23 protein-coding genes and 1 tRNA gene are annotated in these 19,353 nt (G+C 42.7%); 8 read left to right on the top strand and 16 right to left on the bottom strand.

The window, feature by feature from the left end; genetic code table 11:
* Positions 1 to 219 precede the first annotated feature (219 nt).
* From VMUT_RS08300 to VMUT_RS08275, 6 genes are all read right to left on the bottom strand, one after another.
* Complete coding sequence (locus VMUT_RS08300; RefSeq protein WP_013604975.1) at positions 220 to 1,656, bottom strand: hypothetical protein; 1,437 nt, start codon at positions 1,654 to 1,656, stop codon at positions 220 to 222.
* 322 nt (positions 1,657 to 1,978) lie between these two features.
* Positions 1,979 to 3,490: a hypothetical protein gene (locus VMUT_RS08295; RefSeq protein WP_013604974.1), complete on the bottom strand. Its 1,512-nt coding sequence runs from the start codon at positions 3,488 to 3,490 to the stop codon at positions 1,979 to 1,981.
* Positions 3,491 to 3,704: 214 nt separating this feature from the next.
* On the bottom strand, positions 3,705 to 4,268 hold the full coding sequence (gene thpR, locus VMUT_RS08290) for an RNA 2',3'-cyclic phosphodiesterase (RefSeq protein ID WP_013604973.1): 564 nt from the start codon (positions 4,266 to 4,268) through the stop codon (positions 3,705 to 3,707).
* Positions 4,269 to 4,302: 34 nt separating this feature from the next.
* Positions 4,303 to 4,737: a helix-turn-helix transcriptional regulator gene (locus VMUT_RS08285; protein ID WP_013604972.1), complete on the bottom strand. Its 435-nt coding sequence runs from the start codon at positions 4,735 to 4,737 to the stop codon at positions 4,303 to 4,305.
* Between the two features lie 111 nt (positions 4,738 to 4,848).
* Complete coding sequence (locus tag VMUT_RS08280; RefSeq protein ID WP_013604971.1) at positions 4,849 to 5,784, bottom strand: transcription initiation factor IIB; 936 nt, start codon at positions 5,782 to 5,784, stop codon at positions 4,849 to 4,851.
* The gene (locus tag VMUT_RS08275) at positions 5,768 to 6,046 is read right to left on the bottom strand and encodes an H/ACA ribonucleoprotein complex subunit GAR1 (RefSeq protein WP_013604970.1); all 279 of its coding nucleotides are present in this window, start codon (positions 6,044 to 6,046) and stop codon (positions 5,768 to 5,770) included. The genes VMUT_RS08280 and VMUT_RS08275 overlap by 17 nt, the downstream gene beginning before the upstream one ends.
* 179 nt (positions 6,047 to 6,225) lie before the next feature.
* Between VMUT_RS08275 and VMUT_RS08270 the strand changes: the two genes are divergently transcribed.
* On the top strand, positions 6,226 to 7,146 hold the full coding sequence (locus VMUT_RS08270; protein ID WP_013604969.1) for a carbamate kinase: 921 nt from the start codon (positions 6,226 to 6,228) through the stop codon (positions 7,144 to 7,146).
* Between the two features lie 35 nt (positions 7,147 to 7,181).
* Here the strand turns inward: VMUT_RS08270 and VMUT_RS08265 are convergent, their stop codons facing one another.
* Complete coding sequence (locus VMUT_RS08265; protein WP_013604968.1) at positions 7,182 to 8,798, bottom strand: NCS1 family nucleobase:cation symporter-1; 1,617 nt, start codon at positions 8,796 to 8,798, stop codon at positions 7,182 to 7,184.
* 99 nt (positions 8,799 to 8,897) lie between these two features.
* On the opposite strand from VMUT_RS08265, the gene VMUT_RS08260 reads away from it, so the two are divergent.
* From VMUT_RS08260 to VMUT_RS08250, 3 genes are read left to right on the top strand one after another with little or no spacing between them, the layout of a single operon-like run.
* Positions 8,898 to 9,641, top strand: coding sequence for an enoyl-CoA hydratase/isomerase family protein (locus VMUT_RS08260; protein WP_013604967.1), 744 nt, complete (start codon positions 8,898 to 8,900; stop codon positions 9,639 to 9,641).
* A gap of 32 nt (positions 9,642 to 9,673) precedes the next feature.
* Entirely contained in the window at positions 9,674 to 10,207 is a 534-nt protein-coding gene (locus tag VMUT_RS08255; RefSeq protein WP_013604966.1) for a hypothetical protein, read from the top strand.
* A 20-nt stretch (positions 10,208 to 10,227) separates the two neighbouring features.
* Positions 10,228 to 10,884 (top strand): precorrin-2 dehydrogenase/sirohydrochlorin ferrochelatase family protein, encoded by a 657-nt coding sequence (locus VMUT_RS08250; RefSeq protein WP_013604965.1) that lies wholly within the window; start codon positions 10,228 to 10,230, stop codon positions 10,882 to 10,884.
* A 10-nt stretch (positions 10,885 to 10,894) separates the two neighbouring features.
* Here the strand turns inward: VMUT_RS08250 and upp are convergent, their stop codons facing one another.
* The 3 genes from upp to VMUT_RS08235 all read right to left on the bottom strand — a co-directional run bounded on the left by upp (position 10,895) and on the right by VMUT_RS08235 (position 13,393).
* The gene (upp, locus tag VMUT_RS08245) at positions 10,895 to 11,554 is read right to left on the bottom strand and encodes a uracil phosphoribosyltransferase (RefSeq protein WP_013604964.1); all 660 of its coding nucleotides are present in this window, start codon (positions 11,552 to 11,554) and stop codon (positions 10,895 to 10,897) included.
* A 122-nt stretch (positions 11,555 to 11,676) separates the two neighbouring features.
* Positions 11,677 to 12,615 carry a hypothetical protein gene (locus VMUT_RS08240; protein ID WP_013604963.1) on the bottom strand — a complete coding sequence of 313 codons (939 nt, stop codon included), beginning with the start codon at positions 12,613 to 12,615 and terminating at the stop codon, positions 11,677 to 11,679.
* A gap of 31 nt (positions 12,616 to 12,646) precedes the next feature.
* Positions 12,647 to 13,393, bottom strand: a complete 747-nt coding sequence (locus VMUT_RS08235; RefSeq protein WP_013604962.1) for a HesA/MoeB/ThiF family protein — start codon at positions 13,391 to 13,393, stop codon at positions 12,647 to 12,649.
* Between the two features lie 54 nt (positions 13,394 to 13,447).
* On the opposite strand from VMUT_RS08235, the gene VMUT_RS08230 reads away from it, so the two are divergent.
* Positions 13,448 to 14,605 (top strand): MFS transporter, encoded by a 1,158-nt coding sequence (locus VMUT_RS08230; RefSeq protein ID WP_013604961.1) that lies wholly within the window; start codon positions 13,448 to 13,450, stop codon positions 14,603 to 14,605.
* On the opposite strand, the gene VMUT_RS08225 is transcribed toward VMUT_RS08230, so the two are convergent.
* Positions 14,595 to 14,939, bottom strand: a complete 345-nt coding sequence (locus VMUT_RS08225; protein WP_013604960.1) for a hypothetical protein — start codon at positions 14,937 to 14,939, stop codon at positions 14,595 to 14,597. The genes VMUT_RS08230 and VMUT_RS08225 overlap by 11 nt on opposite strands.
* 78 nt (positions 14,940 to 15,017) lie before the next feature.
* Between VMUT_RS08225 and VMUT_RS08220 the strand changes: the two genes are divergently transcribed.
* Positions 15,018 to 15,091: transfer RNA gene (locus VMUT_RS08220), tRNA-Lys, on the top strand.
* Between the two features lie 176 nt (positions 15,092 to 15,267).
* Complete coding sequence (locus VMUT_RS08215; RefSeq protein ID WP_013604959.1) at positions 15,268 to 15,561, top strand: hypothetical protein; 294 nt, start codon at positions 15,268 to 15,270, stop codon at positions 15,559 to 15,561.
* 4 nt (positions 15,562 to 15,565) lie between these two features.
* Here VMUT_RS08215 and VMUT_RS08210 read toward each other — a convergent pair whose 3' ends face one another.
* From VMUT_RS08210 to VMUT_RS12850, 5 genes are all read right to left on the bottom strand, one after another.
* Complete coding sequence (locus tag VMUT_RS08210; protein WP_013604958.1) at positions 15,566 to 15,919, bottom strand: nucleotidyltransferase domain-containing protein; 354 nt, start codon at positions 15,917 to 15,919, stop codon at positions 15,566 to 15,568.
* A 16-nt stretch (positions 15,920 to 15,935) separates the two neighbouring features.
* Positions 15,936 to 16,007 carry a hypothetical protein gene (locus VMUT_RS12520; RefSeq protein ID WP_237699737.1) on the bottom strand — a complete coding sequence of 24 codons (72 nt, stop codon included), beginning with the start codon at positions 16,005 to 16,007 and terminating at the stop codon, positions 15,936 to 15,938.
* Positions 16,008 to 16,030: 23 nt separating this feature from the next.
* The gene (locus tag VMUT_RS08205; RefSeq protein ID WP_083805493.1) at positions 16,031 to 16,432 is read right to left on the bottom strand and encodes a zinc ribbon domain-containing protein; all 402 of its coding nucleotides are present in this window, start codon (positions 16,430 to 16,432) and stop codon (positions 16,031 to 16,033) included.
* A gap of 140 nt (positions 16,433 to 16,572) precedes the next feature.
* Positions 16,573 to 17,679: a zinc ribbon domain-containing protein gene (locus VMUT_RS08200; protein ID WP_052298525.1), complete on the bottom strand. Its 1,107-nt coding sequence runs from the start codon at positions 17,677 to 17,679 to the stop codon at positions 16,573 to 16,575.
* Entirely contained in the window at positions 17,660 to 17,824 is a 165-nt protein-coding gene (locus VMUT_RS12850; protein WP_158304805.1) for a hypothetical protein, read from the bottom strand. Before VMUT_RS12850 ends, VMUT_RS08200 begins: the two co-directional genes overlap by 20 nt.
* A 420-nt stretch (positions 17,825 to 18,244) precedes the next feature.
* Here VMUT_RS12850 and VMUT_RS08195 point away from each other — a divergent pair, with 420 nt between their 5' ends.
* Positions 18,245 to 19,339, top strand: coding sequence for a DEAD/DEAH box helicase (locus tag VMUT_RS08195; RefSeq protein ID WP_013604955.1), 1,095 nt, complete (start codon positions 18,245 to 18,247; stop codon positions 19,337 to 19,339).
* Positions 19,340 to 19,353: the final 14 nt, after the last annotated feature.

The raw sequence follows: 19,353 nt of genomic DNA, 5'->3' as shown, positions 1-19,353 counted from the left end.
ATTTGTCGTACATAATAGGCTTCAACTTATCGTGCATATAAGTATGGGATAAGATTATTGTATGAACCTATTAAATAGGCTTGCCTTTTCCTCTTAGGATACGTCACCTTAAGGCAGGGCTTAAGTGCTTAAGGTTCGATGCCGTAAAAATACTTAAAATTTAGTTTAATTATAAGGTAATAAACAGAAAAATTTAAGTTTGTTTTAAGTTTTTAATTATTAACTCCAAGGGATCTCTGGACATGCTGTCCCATACTTAATGATGTATCTTATTCCCATTATTCCCCCGACAGCCATTAAAGCCAACCCAAAACCAGCAAGAATAAGAAGAGATTGAGAGATAAAGACCATTGAATAAAGTTCTCCGGCGATGAAGGATATTATTTCTCCAGTGGTAAAGAGATAACCTATAAGCACTCTATCTCTTCCACTTATTCTAAATACTTCAAAGGTTACTATTGCGGTTATAAGTGCAGGTAGTAGGAAGAACCCAAAGTCTTGGTGAAACCTTGTATACGCAGCATCAAAGGCAGCCCCTGGAGCACTTGGTAAGGCCCCTGCAGCTCCGTAGAATGTTTCATGAAACTCTATCCAATAACCTGTAACAGGTATAGTAAGGTATATCAAAATGGCTGCAGTTATCAGACTTATAATAAATGGATCATTCAGCCTACGATTTGCTTTTGCGTACCCGATAAATGCTACCAGAATTAGAAGAGCGCCCCACCCGATAGTCCCTGTTATCACGTCATCCATCGCCAGTCCATTTATGTCGTTAGGACCTGATGAGAAGAGCGTGGGTATCGAGTAGTTCCCGACTCCGGAAATAATGTAGATCACGGTGGCTGCAAGCATGGCTCCAGCCATGATCGCAATACCGGCATATGTCAAGTACTTCACACGTCTGGAGATAGAGGTGCCTAGGAGACCGTATACATAGGCAACGAGGACTACTATGCCCGCCATTATTACGGGAAGCATTAAGTGCGAATGGGAGGATGTTACGTTCTCTGTCCACGTTATAACAGTTGTTACGTTGTAGAAACCTAAAACAGGGTACATGGTCTGATTTATATAACTGGCTACGAATGAAGGCCATGGCCCAAACCATGTGATCCATCCTGCTATGTGCCCCAGAATAGCTGATATCAGAGTAAGGAAGACTGCATATGCCATGAATAAATATATTATCTTTAAAGAGCTTAATCTTGCCTTAAATGCCTTTGCTATGAACGCCACTATAAGAGCTATAGCTATTTCATCCCCTATTAAGAAAGCCGTTATTTGTGTCCAAAGGGGAATCCCGAAAATGAATCTGTCATAGATATCAAATAACCCTCCTATACCGGCCAGAACTATTGCTATAGGCCCACCTATAAGAATGGATTCCTTTATAAGACGACCTGGAAAACCCATTTCTTCTTTATACAGACCAAAGATAGAACACCCCAGAGCAGAAAGAGAAATTATAAGAGGCATAAATATCATACCGTGCCAGTAAAGAACTAGGCGCCAATATACATCAGGTGTATAGGCATTATTATAGGCAGGGTTAAGAAGTGGAGTCAAATAGTTCACTATAGGAACTAGTGCTGTTAGACCCAACGCCCAACTAAATGCCCATACCAAAACAAATTTGCATGTTGGAATTTTCATACCACTTCTCACTTTGCATTAAAGTAATAAAGTAATTAATTTATTCTTTTAACCTTGGAGAATAAAATTTATAATATTTACTTAAAAATTAGCAAATATATATATATAAAAAAATCCTTTCTCTATAGTTTAGAATTAGTTCATAATGTCCTGAGACTCTGATACTATTCCGCCTTGCTGAGGGTCTTCATGCAAATCTTCACCATAACTTCATGCCAAGAGAGGAGATCTTGTTACATAGGGAAATAGTGATTGAAATAGTGAGGAGATTAAGGAATATGTTAGAAGTTCGGATCTAATTAGGTGGTTTATGTATTGTTTCCTATCTCTTCTGTCTATATGTAATCATTGTAATGACTATAATGATGGCGATAATGATCCACAGTGTAATCACTGTATATATGTTATCAAAGAATATGTAGTACCAGGAGTCATTAATTAATTGTGATTCACTGACTATAAATAGTGAATCATCAAAGAAGTAAAGGAAGTATTTATCATTGACTAGGAATACTGGTGTTATATATGGTAGTATAGAGTCTGGACTTGGTGAGTTTATTATGGGCAGCTTCAGTGGTTTTATGAATTCACGAATCACGGAACCGCTTGTTACGTTTACGATCGCTACTAACTCCTTATACCCATAAACACCATAAGATACACTGCATGGATACACCACGAGTACGGCTATGCCTTTATCCATAGGACTAAGGCTCGAGCAGTGCCCGCCCAATTCGACGTATAGGTCTATTGGTATCACTATTCTTCTGATAATCATGCCGTTATTATCTATCACCGTTAAATTAACGCCATGATTACCTTGGCTAAGTACCACGCCATAATCATTCACATTATACACAACACCACCTAAGTTGTTAATTGGAAAACCAGTCCTCGGCTTACCACTCATTAAATCAATACCGCATAGGGATGAGCCACTGCAGGGGTACACGAGTACGTTATTCACGACCGCGGAGTAGTAAATATAATCACTTACAATGTCTGTTATGTTTTCACGGTATATCACCGAACCATCCGAATCATTAATAAGTAATAGTGCATTATACGACCCATTATTACCATACCCACTGTAAAGCAGGGAAACGTGATTATCAACCACACTCAGCATAGGTGAGGTTCTTCCAAATGCTCCTGAAATATATATACCTCCTAACCCAAGCGCTACCGGTGTCTCCCAACTAAGTCTAAGTGATCCATTTTCACTAATGATTAACTTCACTAAGTACCAGGTTAAGGTTACATTATTAGTGCTGCTAGAATTAAAGACTGACCCCATTGATATTGCATATATACTATTATTATTTATGAAGATTAAACTGGAGGCGCCAATTAAAAGTCCATGTATGATACCTTTATAGCTATAGATCGGGCTAAAGAAGTAGTAACTCATTATTCTTCCATTACTCTCATTAATTCTAAGTAGGCATATTCCAGGGACATAATTATTAACAATGCCGCTCTTATTTACGCACGTATATATTATGTTCAATGCCTCATTTGCACAACTAACGCCTATTTGAGGTAAGGCTATACCCTCGGTATTCATTGTTGCATTCGTTGCTACCGGCGGATATATCCTCATTACATGCCCATTACTCAAATCAACGATTATGAACCTCCAAAATTGCATATTACTAATGTTTATGTAACTCAGCACTGCATAATTGCCACAAGTCGCGATTCCATATAGGTCATTTATATTGCTCGTAGACCAGGTATACGGTAATGGACTTAGGTAAAGATACGCGTACGTCATGAATACGGCCAGGGTGAATGGAATTAATGCAATGATGAGGAACTTTGACCTGGCCATTCAGGGGTTAATACGGTGATGAGAGGATATAAGTGTTGCGTTACGTACCTGAAAATTAAGTTCTACTTATATCTCTCATGATCGTTAGGTACTTGCGCTATTAATCCAATAATTACCATAATCATAAACTCAGCGACATTAATAACGTCTTCTTCATCAATTTAACGTATTTAACATAGTCAGTAAGGCAGGTGTAGAGGTTAGGGTTAATTAATCATGACAGTTTTATTGTCATTAAATCGCTGTATATTGGGCCCTTTGGCGTTAATATACTTCTCTTGAGCTTTATTGAATCAACTAATTGAGTCCCGAAGTCCATGTTCTCGTATTTCCTAATCACCTCCATGTACCTATCCCTATTCCTCACGTATTTAACCCTTGCAATGGTTAGGTGCGGTACGAAACCTCTCTCATCCCTCTCACCGATGTCTCCCGTGAACTTCATTAATAATTCATGAAGGTTCATCAAGTCCCTGGCGCCTTCCTCAATACCCACCCAGATAACCCTTGGTCTCTCTATGTTTGGAAATGCGCCAACTCCCCTAACGTGCATTGTGAATTGATTATACTTAATGCTGCTTAGTCTCTTCTTGACCTCCTCAACGAGATCCCTACCTATCTCACCAATGAATCTAAGGGTTATGTGCATGTTTTCTGGTTCCACGGGCTTCATATCTACACCAGTGCTCATTAGTTCCTTCTGCATTCTTATTATTGGTTCCTTTAATTGGTCCGTTAAATCCACGGCAATGAATACCCTATATATTTCCTTGGACATTTATTACCCTTATTGATTAAGTGATAATTTAATTTTACTGCTCACTACGTTCTTTAATCATTTCATATATCCACTTGTTAAGGTACTCGCACTTCTCTGGTGTTATTTCATCGGTAGTTCCGCAAACATCAATGTATGGACAGTAGAAACAGGGAATCTTCGTTAGTAGGTCATAGGTTAACACCTTCATTAGAGACCCAGTCTCTACGAGCTCCTTAGCCACTGCTAAGCCGAGCTCCGTTAACTTGACCTTATACATGACCCTCTTACCACTGCCTATATTTTCCTTAGTAAGTAGACCCCTCTTCTCCAGTTTGTTTATGAATGGCATTCCAGCCTTGCTCTTTATGCCCATAACCCTCCAAATATCCCTAAGCATTATCTCTCCACCTGCCTTGTATATTTCCTCAAGAATCCTTGTTTCTTTCTCATTCAGCTCCTTAATTAATGAAGATACGTCGCTATCCACGAACAAAACAATAAAACTACCCTTTAAAAACTTATGACCTCACACCAGTTCTTGAAAAATCTAGGGAAAAATATGAAATTTTAATCGTTATAATGAAGTAATACTAGCGAACTAAACCTCAATTATAATGTCGATTTTAGATATGACCTCCTTATAGCGATTCCTAATGGTCACATCAGTAACACCAGAGGCCTCAGCAACATCACGCTGTCTCTTCCTAATACCCATTAGGGTTACGGCTATGTAAACAGCCGAAGCAACGAGCGCATAGAACGTCCTACCATTAGTTAGGCGCTTACGCTGACCCTCATTAATTATCTCCATAGCTAACTTAGTCACGTGGTACCTAACATCCTCATTAAGCTTAAGCGTATTAATTACCCTTTGGAGAAACCTACCAAGCTCCTCCTGGCTTTTCATGATAACGTCATTATTACCAACCACTTGCCTAACAAGGCCAAGGAGCCTACTAATCCTCTTACTCCTCTCGATGTTTAGGGTACTTCTTAATTCACGAAGTGGACAAACAATCCTAGACCTCTTACATGCGACGTAAAGTAGTACAAGGGCCAGGTCCTTTGTCCTGACACCCCTAAGATCATACCTACTCGCTAACTGCCTAAAGAGGACTAGGGCCTCCTCAATAGCACTGTCGGGTAGGTTTAATTCGTACTTAACGGGCTTAATAACATCAAGGAGTTCAGCAATCCTCCTCTCTGTGTATTGATACTGATTAAACCTGTTAAGCCTAATTAGAGCCCTTAACTTATTATGAAGTAGGATATTATGCTTTATACTAATGACTGAGTTACCGAGTCCCTGTCCAGGTAGGGCAGGGCTTATTGGCTTAGCCCTTTCATGAACAAGGGTCTCCTCACCATTGAATGCCCTCCATTCAGGTCCTAAATCCATAACATGCTCCTCAAGAACCAAACCACAATGCCTACACACTAATTCAGCCCTCTCTGGGTCAAAGACTATATCTGTGGATCCACAATTAGGGCATACCAGCTTCTCAGTCTTAATGAGCTTATTTGCTGTGACCATGACCACCACCCCTCCTCCTTCTTAAATCAACATCCCTAACGTATGCGGACTTACCTACGAAATTCTCAGGTCTTGATAATTGCGGATCCGGCTTAACGAGACCGTACGGTGAATTTACGGGACCAATAATGTCGTAGAGAGTTCCCAGTCTCTTCATTGCATAGTCATAAACCGTGATATTAATTGGAGGCGTAAATGATAACTTAATTACGAGTCTCCTATCGTGAGATACATGCATGATATCGCCCACCTTCTTGAGCATCTAACGTATACGTCGTATACAATATTTAAAAGTAATACTTTTCGTCATGGAGAATACGGTTGTATTACAACAATATCAGGTGAGGAATAGTAAGTTATGTATATACTTAAGTTTAAAGATAATGTGTAGTACGTATGATAATACGAAATAAATATAAATACGTGCAATGACTTTGATGCGTGCTCGCCGTAATAGCACTGGGTGGAAATGCCTTTACTAGGGAGGGTGCTAGGGTTGGCTCACCCGAGGAGCAGTGGGAAAGAGTTAGGTTGGCGGCGGGTGACGTGGCTGACATGATTGAGGAGGGATTCGACGTAGTTGTTACCCATGGCAACGGGCCACAGGCAGGCCTGCTTGCTGAGAGGGTTGGTGATTACCTGAGCCTTGATATGATCGATGCTGCCACTGAGGGTTGGATGGGTTACTTAATAGTCAATGCCCTAACTAATGAGTTCCTGCGGCGGGGTATCCGGCGGAACCCCGTCATTGTTATTTCACGGTCAATAGTTAATAAAAACGACCCAGCCTTTCAAAACCCCACGAAGTACATAGGACCAATATATGATAAGGAGACCGCGGATAAAATATCGAGGGAGAGGGGTTGGGTTTTCAGGTGGGATGCGCGTGGTGGTTATAGAAGAGTCGTGCCATCACCAGAACCAATGGGTGTTATGGAACTTGACTTAATAAGGTTATTGATAAGGGAGGGTTATGTACCAATAGCTGTGGGTGGTGGTGGAATACCCATTATTAGCAATGGTGAGATTCAAGGTATTGATGCGGTCATTGATAAGGACCTGGCCAGCCAGGTATTGGCTAATGCCATTAATGCCGATTACCTACTAATACTAACTGATGTGGATTACGTATACATTAATTACAAGAAGCCCAATCAGTCTAGGTTAGTGGAGGTCGCTGTCAATGAGCTTGAGAGGCACTATAATGAGGGACAATTTCCACTAGGTAGTATGGGGCCTAAGGTCCTGGCTGCCATCAGGTTCATAAAAAATGGCGGAAGGGCGGCATACGTAGGGCCGTTGGGTAGGGCCAAGGATATTATTAGGGGTAGGATAGGGACAAAGGTAATACCTAGAGATTGATTTTGAGGAATTTTTGAGAATAACCTAAGCTCGCTTCACCTTTTCACGTTCTCCTCATTATTAAATACCATCGATACCTCCCTACTTGCATACCCTTCCCTGAATATTGAACCTTTTAATTCAGGTTGGTACCTGGGTATTATCCACTGAGTCATTAATGGTACATATATCAAGCCCGAGAGTAGGAAGGATATTAACCATGAGTTACTAAATATTATGCTGTGGTATGGTATGAAGGGTGCGTAGATTATGAAATCCACAATGGCGAAGGTTATAAAGGCGGCTGGGTTAATACCTCTCCAATACCTAAACCTACCCCTACTCCAAAATACGTCCGTTAATTCAAACTTAAACCTCCTAATCAATGCGTAATCAAAGATTATTACGCCCTCAACGGAACCCAGTAATCCGCCATACGTCAATAGCCAGTTATATAGGTAGCCATAGGCTGAGCTGTAGAACGTCCATGCACCAAGAATAATTGAGATAGCTATAACCAATAACGCTCCCCTAAACCAAGTGAATTTCCTTGGGAATGTATTTGCGAAGTCATATGCCGGACCAACAGTATTTGCGAATACATTCACAGAGAATGTCGCTAATAGGAATAATGCATTCAGTAGTACTGCAAGCGTTGGCTGTAGGTATAGTGTTGATGCAAGTATTGGGTCCCAAATGGCCACGTGGTATACCTGCTCTATGGCTCCCGTAGTCATGACACCAAGCAATGCAATCACAAGCATCATGAATGGCATGGGTATTTGACCAATTGTTTGCGCAAATTGACTTTTAGCGAACCTGGTGTAGTCGGGCATTGACAATGCCATTGTTGCCCAATAGGCTATGTTAGCATTGAGGAAGGCGAACCACATGATCCAGTAGTTAATGCCAGTAACAGCAGGCCTTATGGAGAACACACCACCGAAGTTCCAGTGAGAGATTCCCATGAAGTTATACCACAGTATTACAAAGCCAAGTAGGACTAAGGGCGCTGCTAATCTTGCAAACCACTTAAGGGCTGGCTGTGCCTCGGGTACTGGCGAGAAGTAGAGAAGTAGTATTTGTAGCATTATTATTAATGTGAAGGTTATCCAAAAGACTTGAGGAAATGCTAGGCTTAATGTGTATGGGCTTGCCACGCCCTTGGCCACATAGCTTCCTATTACGCTTAATTTATGGGTCAGTATTGCGTATATCCCCACAGCAGCCTCAGTCATTATGTAAGTCTCTATTCCCCACCAACCAGCCCCAATGATAGCCCTAATCCAGCTTGGGAAGATTGCGCCATAAACACCCCACCTAGTCCTGGTTAGGACGGGCTCTGGCACTCCATACCTGGCGCCACCGTGGCTCTGAATTATCATTGGTATTAGGACTATGACGTTGCCCAGGAATACGAGTAATATTGAGTCAAGAGTTCCTAAGCCAAAGGACAAACCAACACTTGCTAGTGACCAGCTGGGTACTATGAACGCCATACTAAACCAAATGGCTGCGTATGTGTACCAATCCCAATTCCTCTTCCTTATTGGTGTTGGGTGGAAATCAACATTCCACAGAAACTTTTCCTCTGGGTATCCCTTGGTCAGTTCAACCTGGCCTCTTTTTGAGTTGTAATTCACGGCCTCGACCCTATCCGTTGGGTATACCAAGATGCCCTCACAACGTCTTAAAGTACTCTTATAAGGGTTACTTGTAATTTAAGAACAGGATAAGTTAAATTATATTAAGCCTATATGCAATGAGAGATTATGAACATTGTAATTACCGCACCCATGGAAGATGCATTAATCGTAAAGTTAAACAGACCCGAAAAGAGGAACGCGTTTAGTCTCGAGTTGACTTTGAGGGCTAAGGATGCCGTGGCCCTGGGCTGTAGGGATTATAGGGGTGTCATAATAACTGGCGAGGGCAGAAACTTCTCCGCGGGTCTTGACCTTGCTGAGATTTACGGCTTCAAAACAATTGATGAATCAAGGAGGTACTTCTCAGCCATTAGGGATTTAGTCATTACTATTGCAAAATGCGAGAGGCCAGTGATAGCCCTGGTCAATGGTTCAGCGTATGGCTTCGCAACGGAGCTTTTATACTTCGTTGATCAGGTAGTCGCTGTTAGGGGCTCGGAATTCTCATTACCAGGTATTAGGTATGGTCTCGTGCCTGTCACACCAGCCTTTGCGCCATACCTCTTCGGCATTCTGAGGTCTAGGTTCTTTCTGGATAGGGACTTTAGGTTGAGCACTGATGATGCTGTTGCGTGGGGTCTTGTCCATAGGGTTGTTGGTGATGTTAATGATGGCTTAAAGACGTCCCTGGAATTAATCAATAAGATAGGTTCCGTGCCTCACGGTGTTTACTCAATCATTAAGAAACTAATGATATCCTCAATGATTAATGAGGTTAGTGATAGGTGGGATGAATTACTAAATACTCTAGCCGAGGAATCGCTGAAGCCTGAGGTCAAGGCGAGGCTCGAGGAATTCCTCAAAAAGTAATACTATTAAGCATTTCTTCATGCGCTTCACTAATGCTTAGGATATTTGATGGTGATGACTATCACGTACGCATTAATTACGAAATAATGACACTAACACCCAGCAATACCAATGCGCGGGTACTTATGTTAACACCACCAGGTGTTAAGCCTCAGTTCTATTCAATATTGGCAGTATTACTCGCTAAATCGGGAATTGAGGTTATAATGCCTAGGTTACCATTACCATGTAATCGAACAAGACTTGAGGAAGTCATTAATGGCTTTTCTAAGAAATATGAACATGACTTAGCCCTAATGCTTGGCTTTGATGTGGGTAATGTTAATAGGCCCAGGTTAGTTGTTGAATTTAGTGATGATTATATAATTAGGCAATTAACTAGGTCTGATGTACCTGGGTCCGTCCATAGCCTCCTAATCAATGAATGCACGTGGATTAAGAATAGTATTAAGGATTCTGATTTGAGGGTTAATGAGGAAGTGCCGTCGCTTAATACCATCATTAATATTAGGGATCTCACTATAAAAAGAATCTTGCATTTAAAAGGTGCAAGTAAAAATAAATGACCCCCTAAGAGATTAAGTATGTGAGGATACCACTCTTCATTGAGTTTAACGGCAGGAATGTACTAGTGATCGGGGGTGGTGGTGTTGGTACGAGGAGGGCCATTAAATTCCTCCTGGCAGGTGCCAATGTTAGGGTCTTAAGCCTTGAATTTAGTAATGAGCTAATGCACTATGCAGAGCAGGGAAAAATAGAGCTAATGAGGGGTGATGTAAATAACGAGGAATTACTCAGAAAAAGCATTGAGTGGGCCGACCTAGTGGTTATTGCTACTAATGACCCAGCAATTAATGAAAGAGTTAGGGAGGTTGCTAGGGATTTACGGAAGTTCTTTAATGATGCTACTAATGCTGAGGAAACTGAGGTCGTTGTTCCCTTCGAGAGTGAGATTAATGGTATAAGGATTGCCGTAACCACCGAGGGACTAAGTGGTATTGTGGCAAGGAGGGCCCTGGATAAGATAATGAATTTCCTCAGGGAGGATGAGGAATTAATGAATATGGCGAGGGTTTGGTACGCAGTTAAGAGTAGACTTAAGGAGGTGGTTAGTGATGTGAGGACCAGGTTGAGCCTATACATGGAGTTGGATAACGATGAGAAGTTTAATGAGTTGGCTAGGAAGGGCTTGGTTGATGAGGCTTTGAATTATGTAATGAGAAGGATTTCATCTCGTAATTAGGAGATTTAATTTAAGGACCACCAAACGCCCTATCCCCAGCATCGCCTAGCCCAGGTACTATATAGCCCTTCTCGTTTATTTCAGGGTCTATGGCTACTGTGTATATCTCGGCAAATGAGTATTCCCTAAGCACTCTGTCTATGCCGTACTTAGTGGCTATGACGCTGGCTATAATCGTTCTCTTGGGAGCCCCATATTTAAGGACTTGCCTTAATACGGAGATTATTGTAGACCCGGTCGCTAGCATTGGATCGGCAATTATTAATATATCGTCGTCGAATATCCTCGGCACCTTAACATACGTAATCTCGATATCAAAATCCAGCGAACCAGGTACATGTGATTCCTCAACTCTCCTGGCACTGACAACACCCATCCTGGCATTTGCAAAGATCTTAACGAGACCCTCAACAAGGGGCATGGCTGCCCTAAGCACTTGAATAATGACTATATGATCAAGGTCCCTAATCCTAACTCCCTTGGCTTTAACACCAAGTGGTGTTTCTACTTCTACTGTTTCTATATCCATTGACTTCACTATTTCATAACCCATTAACCTGCCAAGCCTAACGAGGCCCTTCCTAAACTCAATCTGTTTCGTATTCCTATCCCTAAGTGTCGTTAAGATGGCTTGAGCCAATGGGTGATCAATAACGACAACTTTACCCAAGAAGACCCGCCAATATCGTGAAAACTCACATTTAAAGGGCTTTCTCTAGTAAGCCTTAGTACTACCTGTGATGAGAATGGTAGCCACTGAATAGTGACGAAGGTCCAAAGCGCTGATGAGAATTAGTACGTTATAACCCTTATGGAATTCCTCGATAGCTCAAGTACCTCAAGTCTATCAATATTTAAGTAGGCCTTTAACACGTTTATGAAAGCTTCAACACCCCACCCTGGATTGAGGAGCGGCGACTTATATTGCGCGCCCGAGGCGTATTTATGACCACCACCGCCAAGCTTAGTGGCGACTTGTGTACAGTCATAGGGACTATTCTTATCAGCACCGCAGTAGTACCTGAAGGTCCTCCTACTCAGTCTCAGTAGTACATTTACCATTTTGGCACCCCTGTGCTGAAGCTCAATGGTTAATTGCCTATAGGATATACCGAGGTCTATTGGACTATAAATATTAATTATCTCCTTAATAGGTATTTTATCCGCAATCTCAAGCATGAGCTTCTTAGCCCTATAACCCCTCTCCACTAGGTTGCGTATCTTAGCATTGCTTAATGCTTGAAGACCATTAATTGCCAGGTTCCTTACTATGTATATTTTCTCAGGGTATGAGGCGAACCTAACCGCTAAGTCAAGATTCTCGGCCTCCTTACTCGTTATGTTCGCGGTATCCGTCTCTATTGCGACTTTGACCAAGCCATTTGCTACGGTATCATTCTCGAGGCCAAGGGCCTTCATGGCCATTAATGCCGAACATGGTGCCTCAGGGTCATAAAACTCAACCTTTGCACAGGGCTTATTTGTTCTATGGTGATCAGCCCTAATCAATACTTTACCTGGGCATGGAAGGTCGGCCACGAAGGTCCAGGAAAGGCGTTTAATCCACCAAGACCTATTAACCTCACTGGGTGCTGCAAGGACAACAATACCATTTGAGTACTTCCTTAGGAATAGGGCGGCGCTTGTTATACCATCAACATCACCACTATCACAAAGCGCCAATGGCCTATTACTCAGTTTAGCCCATAATGCTGATAAAAACCTCCTCATGAGCAGAAAACCGCTAATTAATTCCTTAAAATTATTTTTCTTTAAGGTATCTTGAGCAGACAGGGCAATTTTCAACTCTACTAAGCTTTATCTCATCAATGACCCAATTCTTACCATCAATAATTAATAATTTACTGGTGAGGAGCTCACCAATGCCCGTTATCAATTTAACGACTTCGGTTGCCTCTATTGATGCTACGACACCAACCACTGGACCAACAACAGGACAATAGCCCACGCACTGGGGTAATGACCTAACCTGAACCAATTCGTAGAGGCAGGGCGTCTTGCCTGGTATTATTGTTGATACTTGTCCGTACCAACCATTTACTGCGCCATGGACTAGGGGCTTCCTCAACTTAACAATTGCCTCATTAAGTACTTGCCTACCTATCCAATTATCGAGGGCGTCAACTACAACATCTACATTCTTAACGATTAGTTCTGAATTCTCGTCGGTTAACGCCTCATTAATTGGTTTTATCTTTACGGTTGAGTTTAGATCACGAAGTCTCCTGACAGCAACCTCAACCTTAGGCTTACCCACGTCCTCCTCCCTATAGAGTAGTTGCCTATGAAGATCCGTTAGGCTAACCGTATCGTAATCAACTATTGTTAATTCACCAATACCAGCACCAACTAGGTACATGGACACAAGAGTCCCGAGACCACCAAGGCCAATAACCGCCACATGAGCCCTCGATAACTTTTCCTGACCCTCCTTACCAATGACAGCAACCTGTCTTGAGTACCTATCGATTAATTGTATGGTACTCATACCGAGAACTACTACTTAATAAATTAATAAGGATTAAGTACCTCGTTGATTCTAATGAGGAATACAAGGGCGTTACTGCCGTACCTACCAATACTAATGATCAGGGTTGGATCAGGAGCCAATACATTCCTAATATCCTACCTATCACCAGGTAATAACATAATGATCGGCTTGATACTGGCCTCATACCCATTTGTCGAAGCCTTAAGCTCCTTCATAGCAGGGTACATGGCTGATAGGCTAGGCAGGAAATTAACACTGATACTTGGGTACACTTGGATCTTAATATTCATGGCATTAATATACCTAGCAATAGCCCTGCTGAGAAATCCAATGGCCACTGCTGCATTTAATGGCGCAATGGGCTTCGGTGCAGCCTTGGTCCTCGTATCCACGCTTGCAATGATAACGGATCTAACAGAGAAGGGATATAGGGGATTGGGCATGGGTGTCTTTGACTTCATGAACATATTTGGCTACGCACTTGGCTACATGATTGGCTCAATACTTTACCAGGTGGTTAGGGGGCCGATAGCATTCATAATACTACTAATACTACTGGTCATACTCTACGCAATAGTCCTTAATTACATAATCGAGACCAAGCCAACCATAGGCGCTGTATACCTAAACCCGTTAAGGGGTGTTTCAAGGAAGGCCATACCGACACTACCCATTTGGTTCTCAATAACAATGATACTCGGCGCCGCAATATACTCAGGCAGGGCCATAGGAAGTATTAAGGGTGTTATGCCGATACATGTTGGTGCCCTATTCCTAGGCGCAACACTCGTGGTTGGCCTAGGCTCTGTATTCTTTGGTTACGTATCGGACAGGCTTGGTAGGTTAAAAACAATGAGTATTGGAGTTATAGGTGTAAGTATCGGTCTCATAATACTAACAGTACTGCTCCTATTGGGTGTTAACCCGATAATCGCCGTCGCCGCCTCAGCCCCCTTCATATTCATGGCATCCGCCGTGGTACCATCAATACTCGCATTAACGGGTGATGAGGCATTAATAAGCATGAGGGGCTCGGCAATGGGCCTATACAGCCTAGTACTTGGATTCGGCATGGGCTTAGGCAGTATCCTGGGTAGTTACTCATACGTGAAGTTGGGGCTCGGTGGAATAGCGCTTCTGGCCTTAATAATATTCATAGCCGCATTCATACTATACGCGGTACTCAGGGCAATCCTCTTTAGGAGATAAGTTGGTAACGAATTATTAACTGGGCACTACCATTCTTACCCCTAAACTCAATAATCGAAGCATTAACCTCCTCACGCAGCGTAATCACCAATGGGAAACCGAGAACCTTAAGCCTAGCCTTCACTGAACCAAGGACTGACCTGGGAAGCTTAAGCTCATCACCAAGCCTCTTAACAACATCCTCAACAACACAATCAGTATAGTCCTCACCACAACCCTCAAGCTCAGCCTCAATAACATCACCACCTATATACTCAACATACCTAACAGTACCACCATCCAAAGCCCACTCACCGTGATAATCGCCAAGCCTGGCATTGACGATCGAGGTCACGACATAATTAAAATATTGCCAATTAAAAAACTAAGGCGACATAAAACCTTAAAAGGCACAGGCATTAGCAAATAAATCGGGCCCGTAGCTCAGCCAGGTAGAGCGGCGGGCTTTTAACCCGTAGGTCGTGGGTTCGAATCCCACCGGGCCCGCTAATTTCGTATTTTATTCTTCCTCATTATGCCATGACTCTTTTCAGGAATAAGGCCGTAAAACAATTATTGCAAATTAACATTGGACTAAATGTAATTATGATTAATCATGAGGTTCATGTCGCAAAACTTTAATTTATTGCTCAATTTGTGCTCTTAATTTAGCGTATTGATTTATGCTTGTTCGTGAGGGGAGACGTGGTGGTACTCGTGGTTCTTGGTACGCCTATGTCCTTATCGGTAATGAGCTTGTCCACGTCTCTGAGGTTAGTAAATTGATTAAGCATGAGGATGATGAATACATCTACGAGTTACCAAGCAATGTATCTCCCTGGATATACATATTCAGTTTTAGTAGAAGTGGCTACGGCTTTGTCACTAAGGCATATCCCAAAGAAACGAATAAAAACATTTCCACAAACACGAAAAAGGATTCAGCCCTTGAAATACGTACCCAACTTAATTCTTAATGCCTTACCTTGTCCTTATCCATCCATCTTTTGTTTTTAGGAAACCTCTTGTGATGCTAAGTACTAGGTCTTTTAGTCTGTTGAATGTCACTGAGTCACCGCACAGTAATTTACCCTCGTAGAATGCGTCGAGGAATAATGTGTTGAAGTTCCTGATTTCCTCCTCGGCAGTTAATTCATCGGCATAATGTACCTGGGCTAGGTCATTCGGCGGTTCAGTTGGTGGCTTGTCACCAATGATCAATAAATCCCAGTCACTATCTATCCTGGCTTCACCGCGAGCTCTCGAGCCGAATAATACGACTATGTAACCCTTACCGCATAACTCCCTTATCCACTCCTCAATCTCACGGTGCATCTTAAGGAGTATCTCCCTAGACGTAGATCATCACCATTTCCATACATCTAAGACAATCCTCGGCATCATCCTTATCATAATCAAGCATTCGAACATCTGGGTACCTGAATCCTATATATTGTTTTCTGACCTCCTCCTTTTTTTTGGGGGGTGGTTCCTGCCCTTGCTCGTGGTTTCATTGGTCATTGACCCCATTTTTGATAGGTTAATCACGGTGATTACGTCTCTATCCTCTTCGAATCTGCATCTTGGGCATTTGAGCCTCCTATAGCCAACTTTAATCATTTTAACTCCGCACATTGGGCATTTGGTTGAGGTACCCCTTGGATTAACCACCTTAATGGGTATGCCGTGTTTTTCAGCCTCCCAGTCAATCCAGTAGGCCAACCTCCCATAGCCAAGCATGATTAGTTTTACCCTATGGTTCTTGGGTAGTCTCCTCAATGCCTTGATTAATCCATTCAAATCCTCCCTAACGATTAACGCCTGGTTCTCCCTGGCGTACTTAACAATCTACACTGCAGTCCTCCTGGCCCTTGAGTGGAAACACCCAACCCTACTCAAAATGCGCCTATCCCTAAGCCACTGCATGTAGTTTGGCTTGGAGTATCTCTTCATTAAAGCCTAGCTTCATGGTTGCCTTAAGCCTTATGTTAATGTAGGAGTGCCCATTTTATTGGTATTTCATCTCTGTTTGCTTTGAATCCGCATTTTGGGCATTGCATTACCCTATTGGGTAATTGTGTCAGTTCATTACCACAAACTGGGCATATTGTGCTTGGTAGGCGTTTGAACTCGTAGGGAATACCGTACCAGGCTAATTGATTCGTTAGAAGCTTCACGAAACGCCTCAGGTAGAGCACATAGGCCTTGGCCAACCCATTGGGTAGCTTCTCCTCCATTAACTCCCTTCTGGACTCCTCAATCACGTCATCAATAACCACCATAGCCCTGTACTTCAAAGCCTTCATAACCAACTTGTGGGCCGCCTTCTGCGCGAAGTCCCTAATATAGGCGTATAGCCTACGCCTAGTGGCCTTAATCTCCCTCCACAATCTCTTCCCATAGAGGGACTTATGCATGCCAAGTCTCCTTAAAGTGCCGTATTTATGCTCAAGCATAGTCACATGGTTGTAAAGCATTTCAATGTAACCTAGGTCTGGTCTCTCCCTACCCATTGAGCCCACTCCACCATTGATTAATGCCCAAACAATGCCATTCTTCCACGAGTTCACATCAATAACTAGCCTATAGTTGCTCGGCTTAATCGGCTCAACTTCACGTTCGAAAGTTATGGCTATGTACAGATTCTCGCCATCGACCCAGGCCCTGGCTAGTTTAGGCTTGCCACCCTCGCTAAGTCTCTCCTTAATGTACTTCACCTCGCTGGGGGTTAGTTGAATAACAATGGCCCTCCCCTTGATAACCCACCTAAGCCTTAGGGCATTCCTGGTCAAGTCAATGAAGACGCCTTGACCCATATCACGCTCGTTAGTGAACCTCACACTGACATTAAATATTGCGTGAACCCTAGCCAACCACCTCTTTGCGTTAACGAGCTTTAACTCATTCTTAAAGTAGTTGAATTTGTCAACAAACCTTGAGTCTAAATCCACGGGATAGACCTCAAACCCCCTAGCCCACAAATTACCTAAAGCATCAACACGGTTAAGCACCTTAACTAAGGCATCCTGCTCCTCGGCGCTGAAGAGTCTCAGTGGTCTCTTAATCAAAAGGGTTCTATGAACTAACCTCCTCATCTGGAACCACCACGATCACAATGACCCTCTTCCCAACCAGCTCCTTCAACACTGGCTTATTCCCAATCCATATCTTCAAGTACTCGTAGCCGTGCTTCCTCTGGTCAACCATCACAGTACCAAAGACCGTATACACCCTCGCCATTAGGAGGGTTTAGCCAAACTATTATTTAAACCTTTTGCTAACAAAAAGCTTATAAATTAGCAAAAAACACCCCTGATAAGCCGGCGGTGGGAGCGAAAGGCAATGAACCCACCGGCCCCAGCCCCGTGGGCACGTGATAAGATGACACCCCGAGGATGGGGCAAAGACCCGACGAAGGATGAACAATGATTTGAATCGCAGGGATGCGGGAAAACGGGGCACTCTGGATAAAAGCCCCTACTGAGCATGTCCTGACTTAATGCCCTATATCGCTCAGCCCTGGCGTACCATCGTGATGCCATTTACGCCAGTATTAATTCACACCCGGATATTTATATTTACGCCGTAATTATGCATTACTCCAGGATACGTGGATTCTTCTATGCTCCGTTTTATTAATACCCAGTTTATCGGTGCTGAATGAGTGGGGTATTTAACGAACTGAGGGAAGAGCTTAGAAGGGCCCTTTTTGATTTTGGATTTGAGAGACCTACAGAGATTCAGTGTTTGGTTATTCCCAGGGCTTTGAAAGGTGTTAATATTGCTATGCAGGCTCGAACAGGTAGTGGTAAGACTGCAGCCTACCTACTGCCTATCATGAATTCCATGGTTGGTAAGGTGACGGAATCTCTAGTTATCGTGCCAACCCGCGAATTGGCACTGCAGGTTGCTTCACAATTTACCTACTTCAATAAGTACCTTGGGTTTAGGCATGCTGTTGTTTATGGTGGTGTGCCTTATGATGAGCAAATAAGCTCTGTAAGGGATGCATCTCTTGTTGTGGCGACGCCTGGTCGATTACTAGATTTGGTGAGGAAGTCTTACATTGATTTAGGTCGTGTTAATTACTTCGTTATTGATGAGGTGGATAGGATGCTGGATATGGGTTTTATAGATGATGTTCGTGTAATATCGAGCCTAGCTCACAATAGGAAACAAGCCTATGCTGCCACTGCGACACTGCCCAGGGAGGTGTATGAGTTATTGCGTAGTATTATGAGAAATCCCGTCTTCTTAAGGACGGGTAGTCACGAGTATGAATTACCACATGTGGAGCAGATTGTGTACTTAATTAATGGATTTTGGAGTGAGAAATATAGCGTTATGACGAAGGAGTTAGCGGGTAAGTCCATAGTCTTTACAAACACTAGGGAGAGGGCGTATAAACTTCATAGACAGTTGTCCCGGGAGTACTATGCGTTGTTACTTCATGGCGGCATGAAACAGTACATGAGGGAGAGAGTATTAAGAAGGTTTAGGGATGAGGATGGAAATATCGTATTAGTAACTACGGATTTAGCCTCTAGGGGTTTAGACATAATTGATGTGGAGTTAATAATTAATTTCGATGTACCGAACAACCCAGAAACTTACATTCACAGGATAGGTAGGACCGCAAGGCTTGATAGAAGAGGGCGTGCAGTAACACTGGCCACAAAGAATGAGTTGCAGGTAATAAATGCTGCGGCTAATCTTAGTGGTTCTCGATATAAATTAATGGTTTTGAATGAATGAATTAATGTCCTATA

Source organism: Vulcanisaeta moutnovskia 768-28 (genome assembly GCF_000190315.1).
GTDB classification, from domain to species: Archaea; Thermoproteota; Thermoprotei; order Thermoproteales; family Thermocladiaceae; genus Vulcanisaeta; species Vulcanisaeta moutnovskia.
The sequence above is the reverse complement of the archived record's forward strand: the minus strand, read 5'-3'. Positions and strand labels throughout refer to the sequence as shown.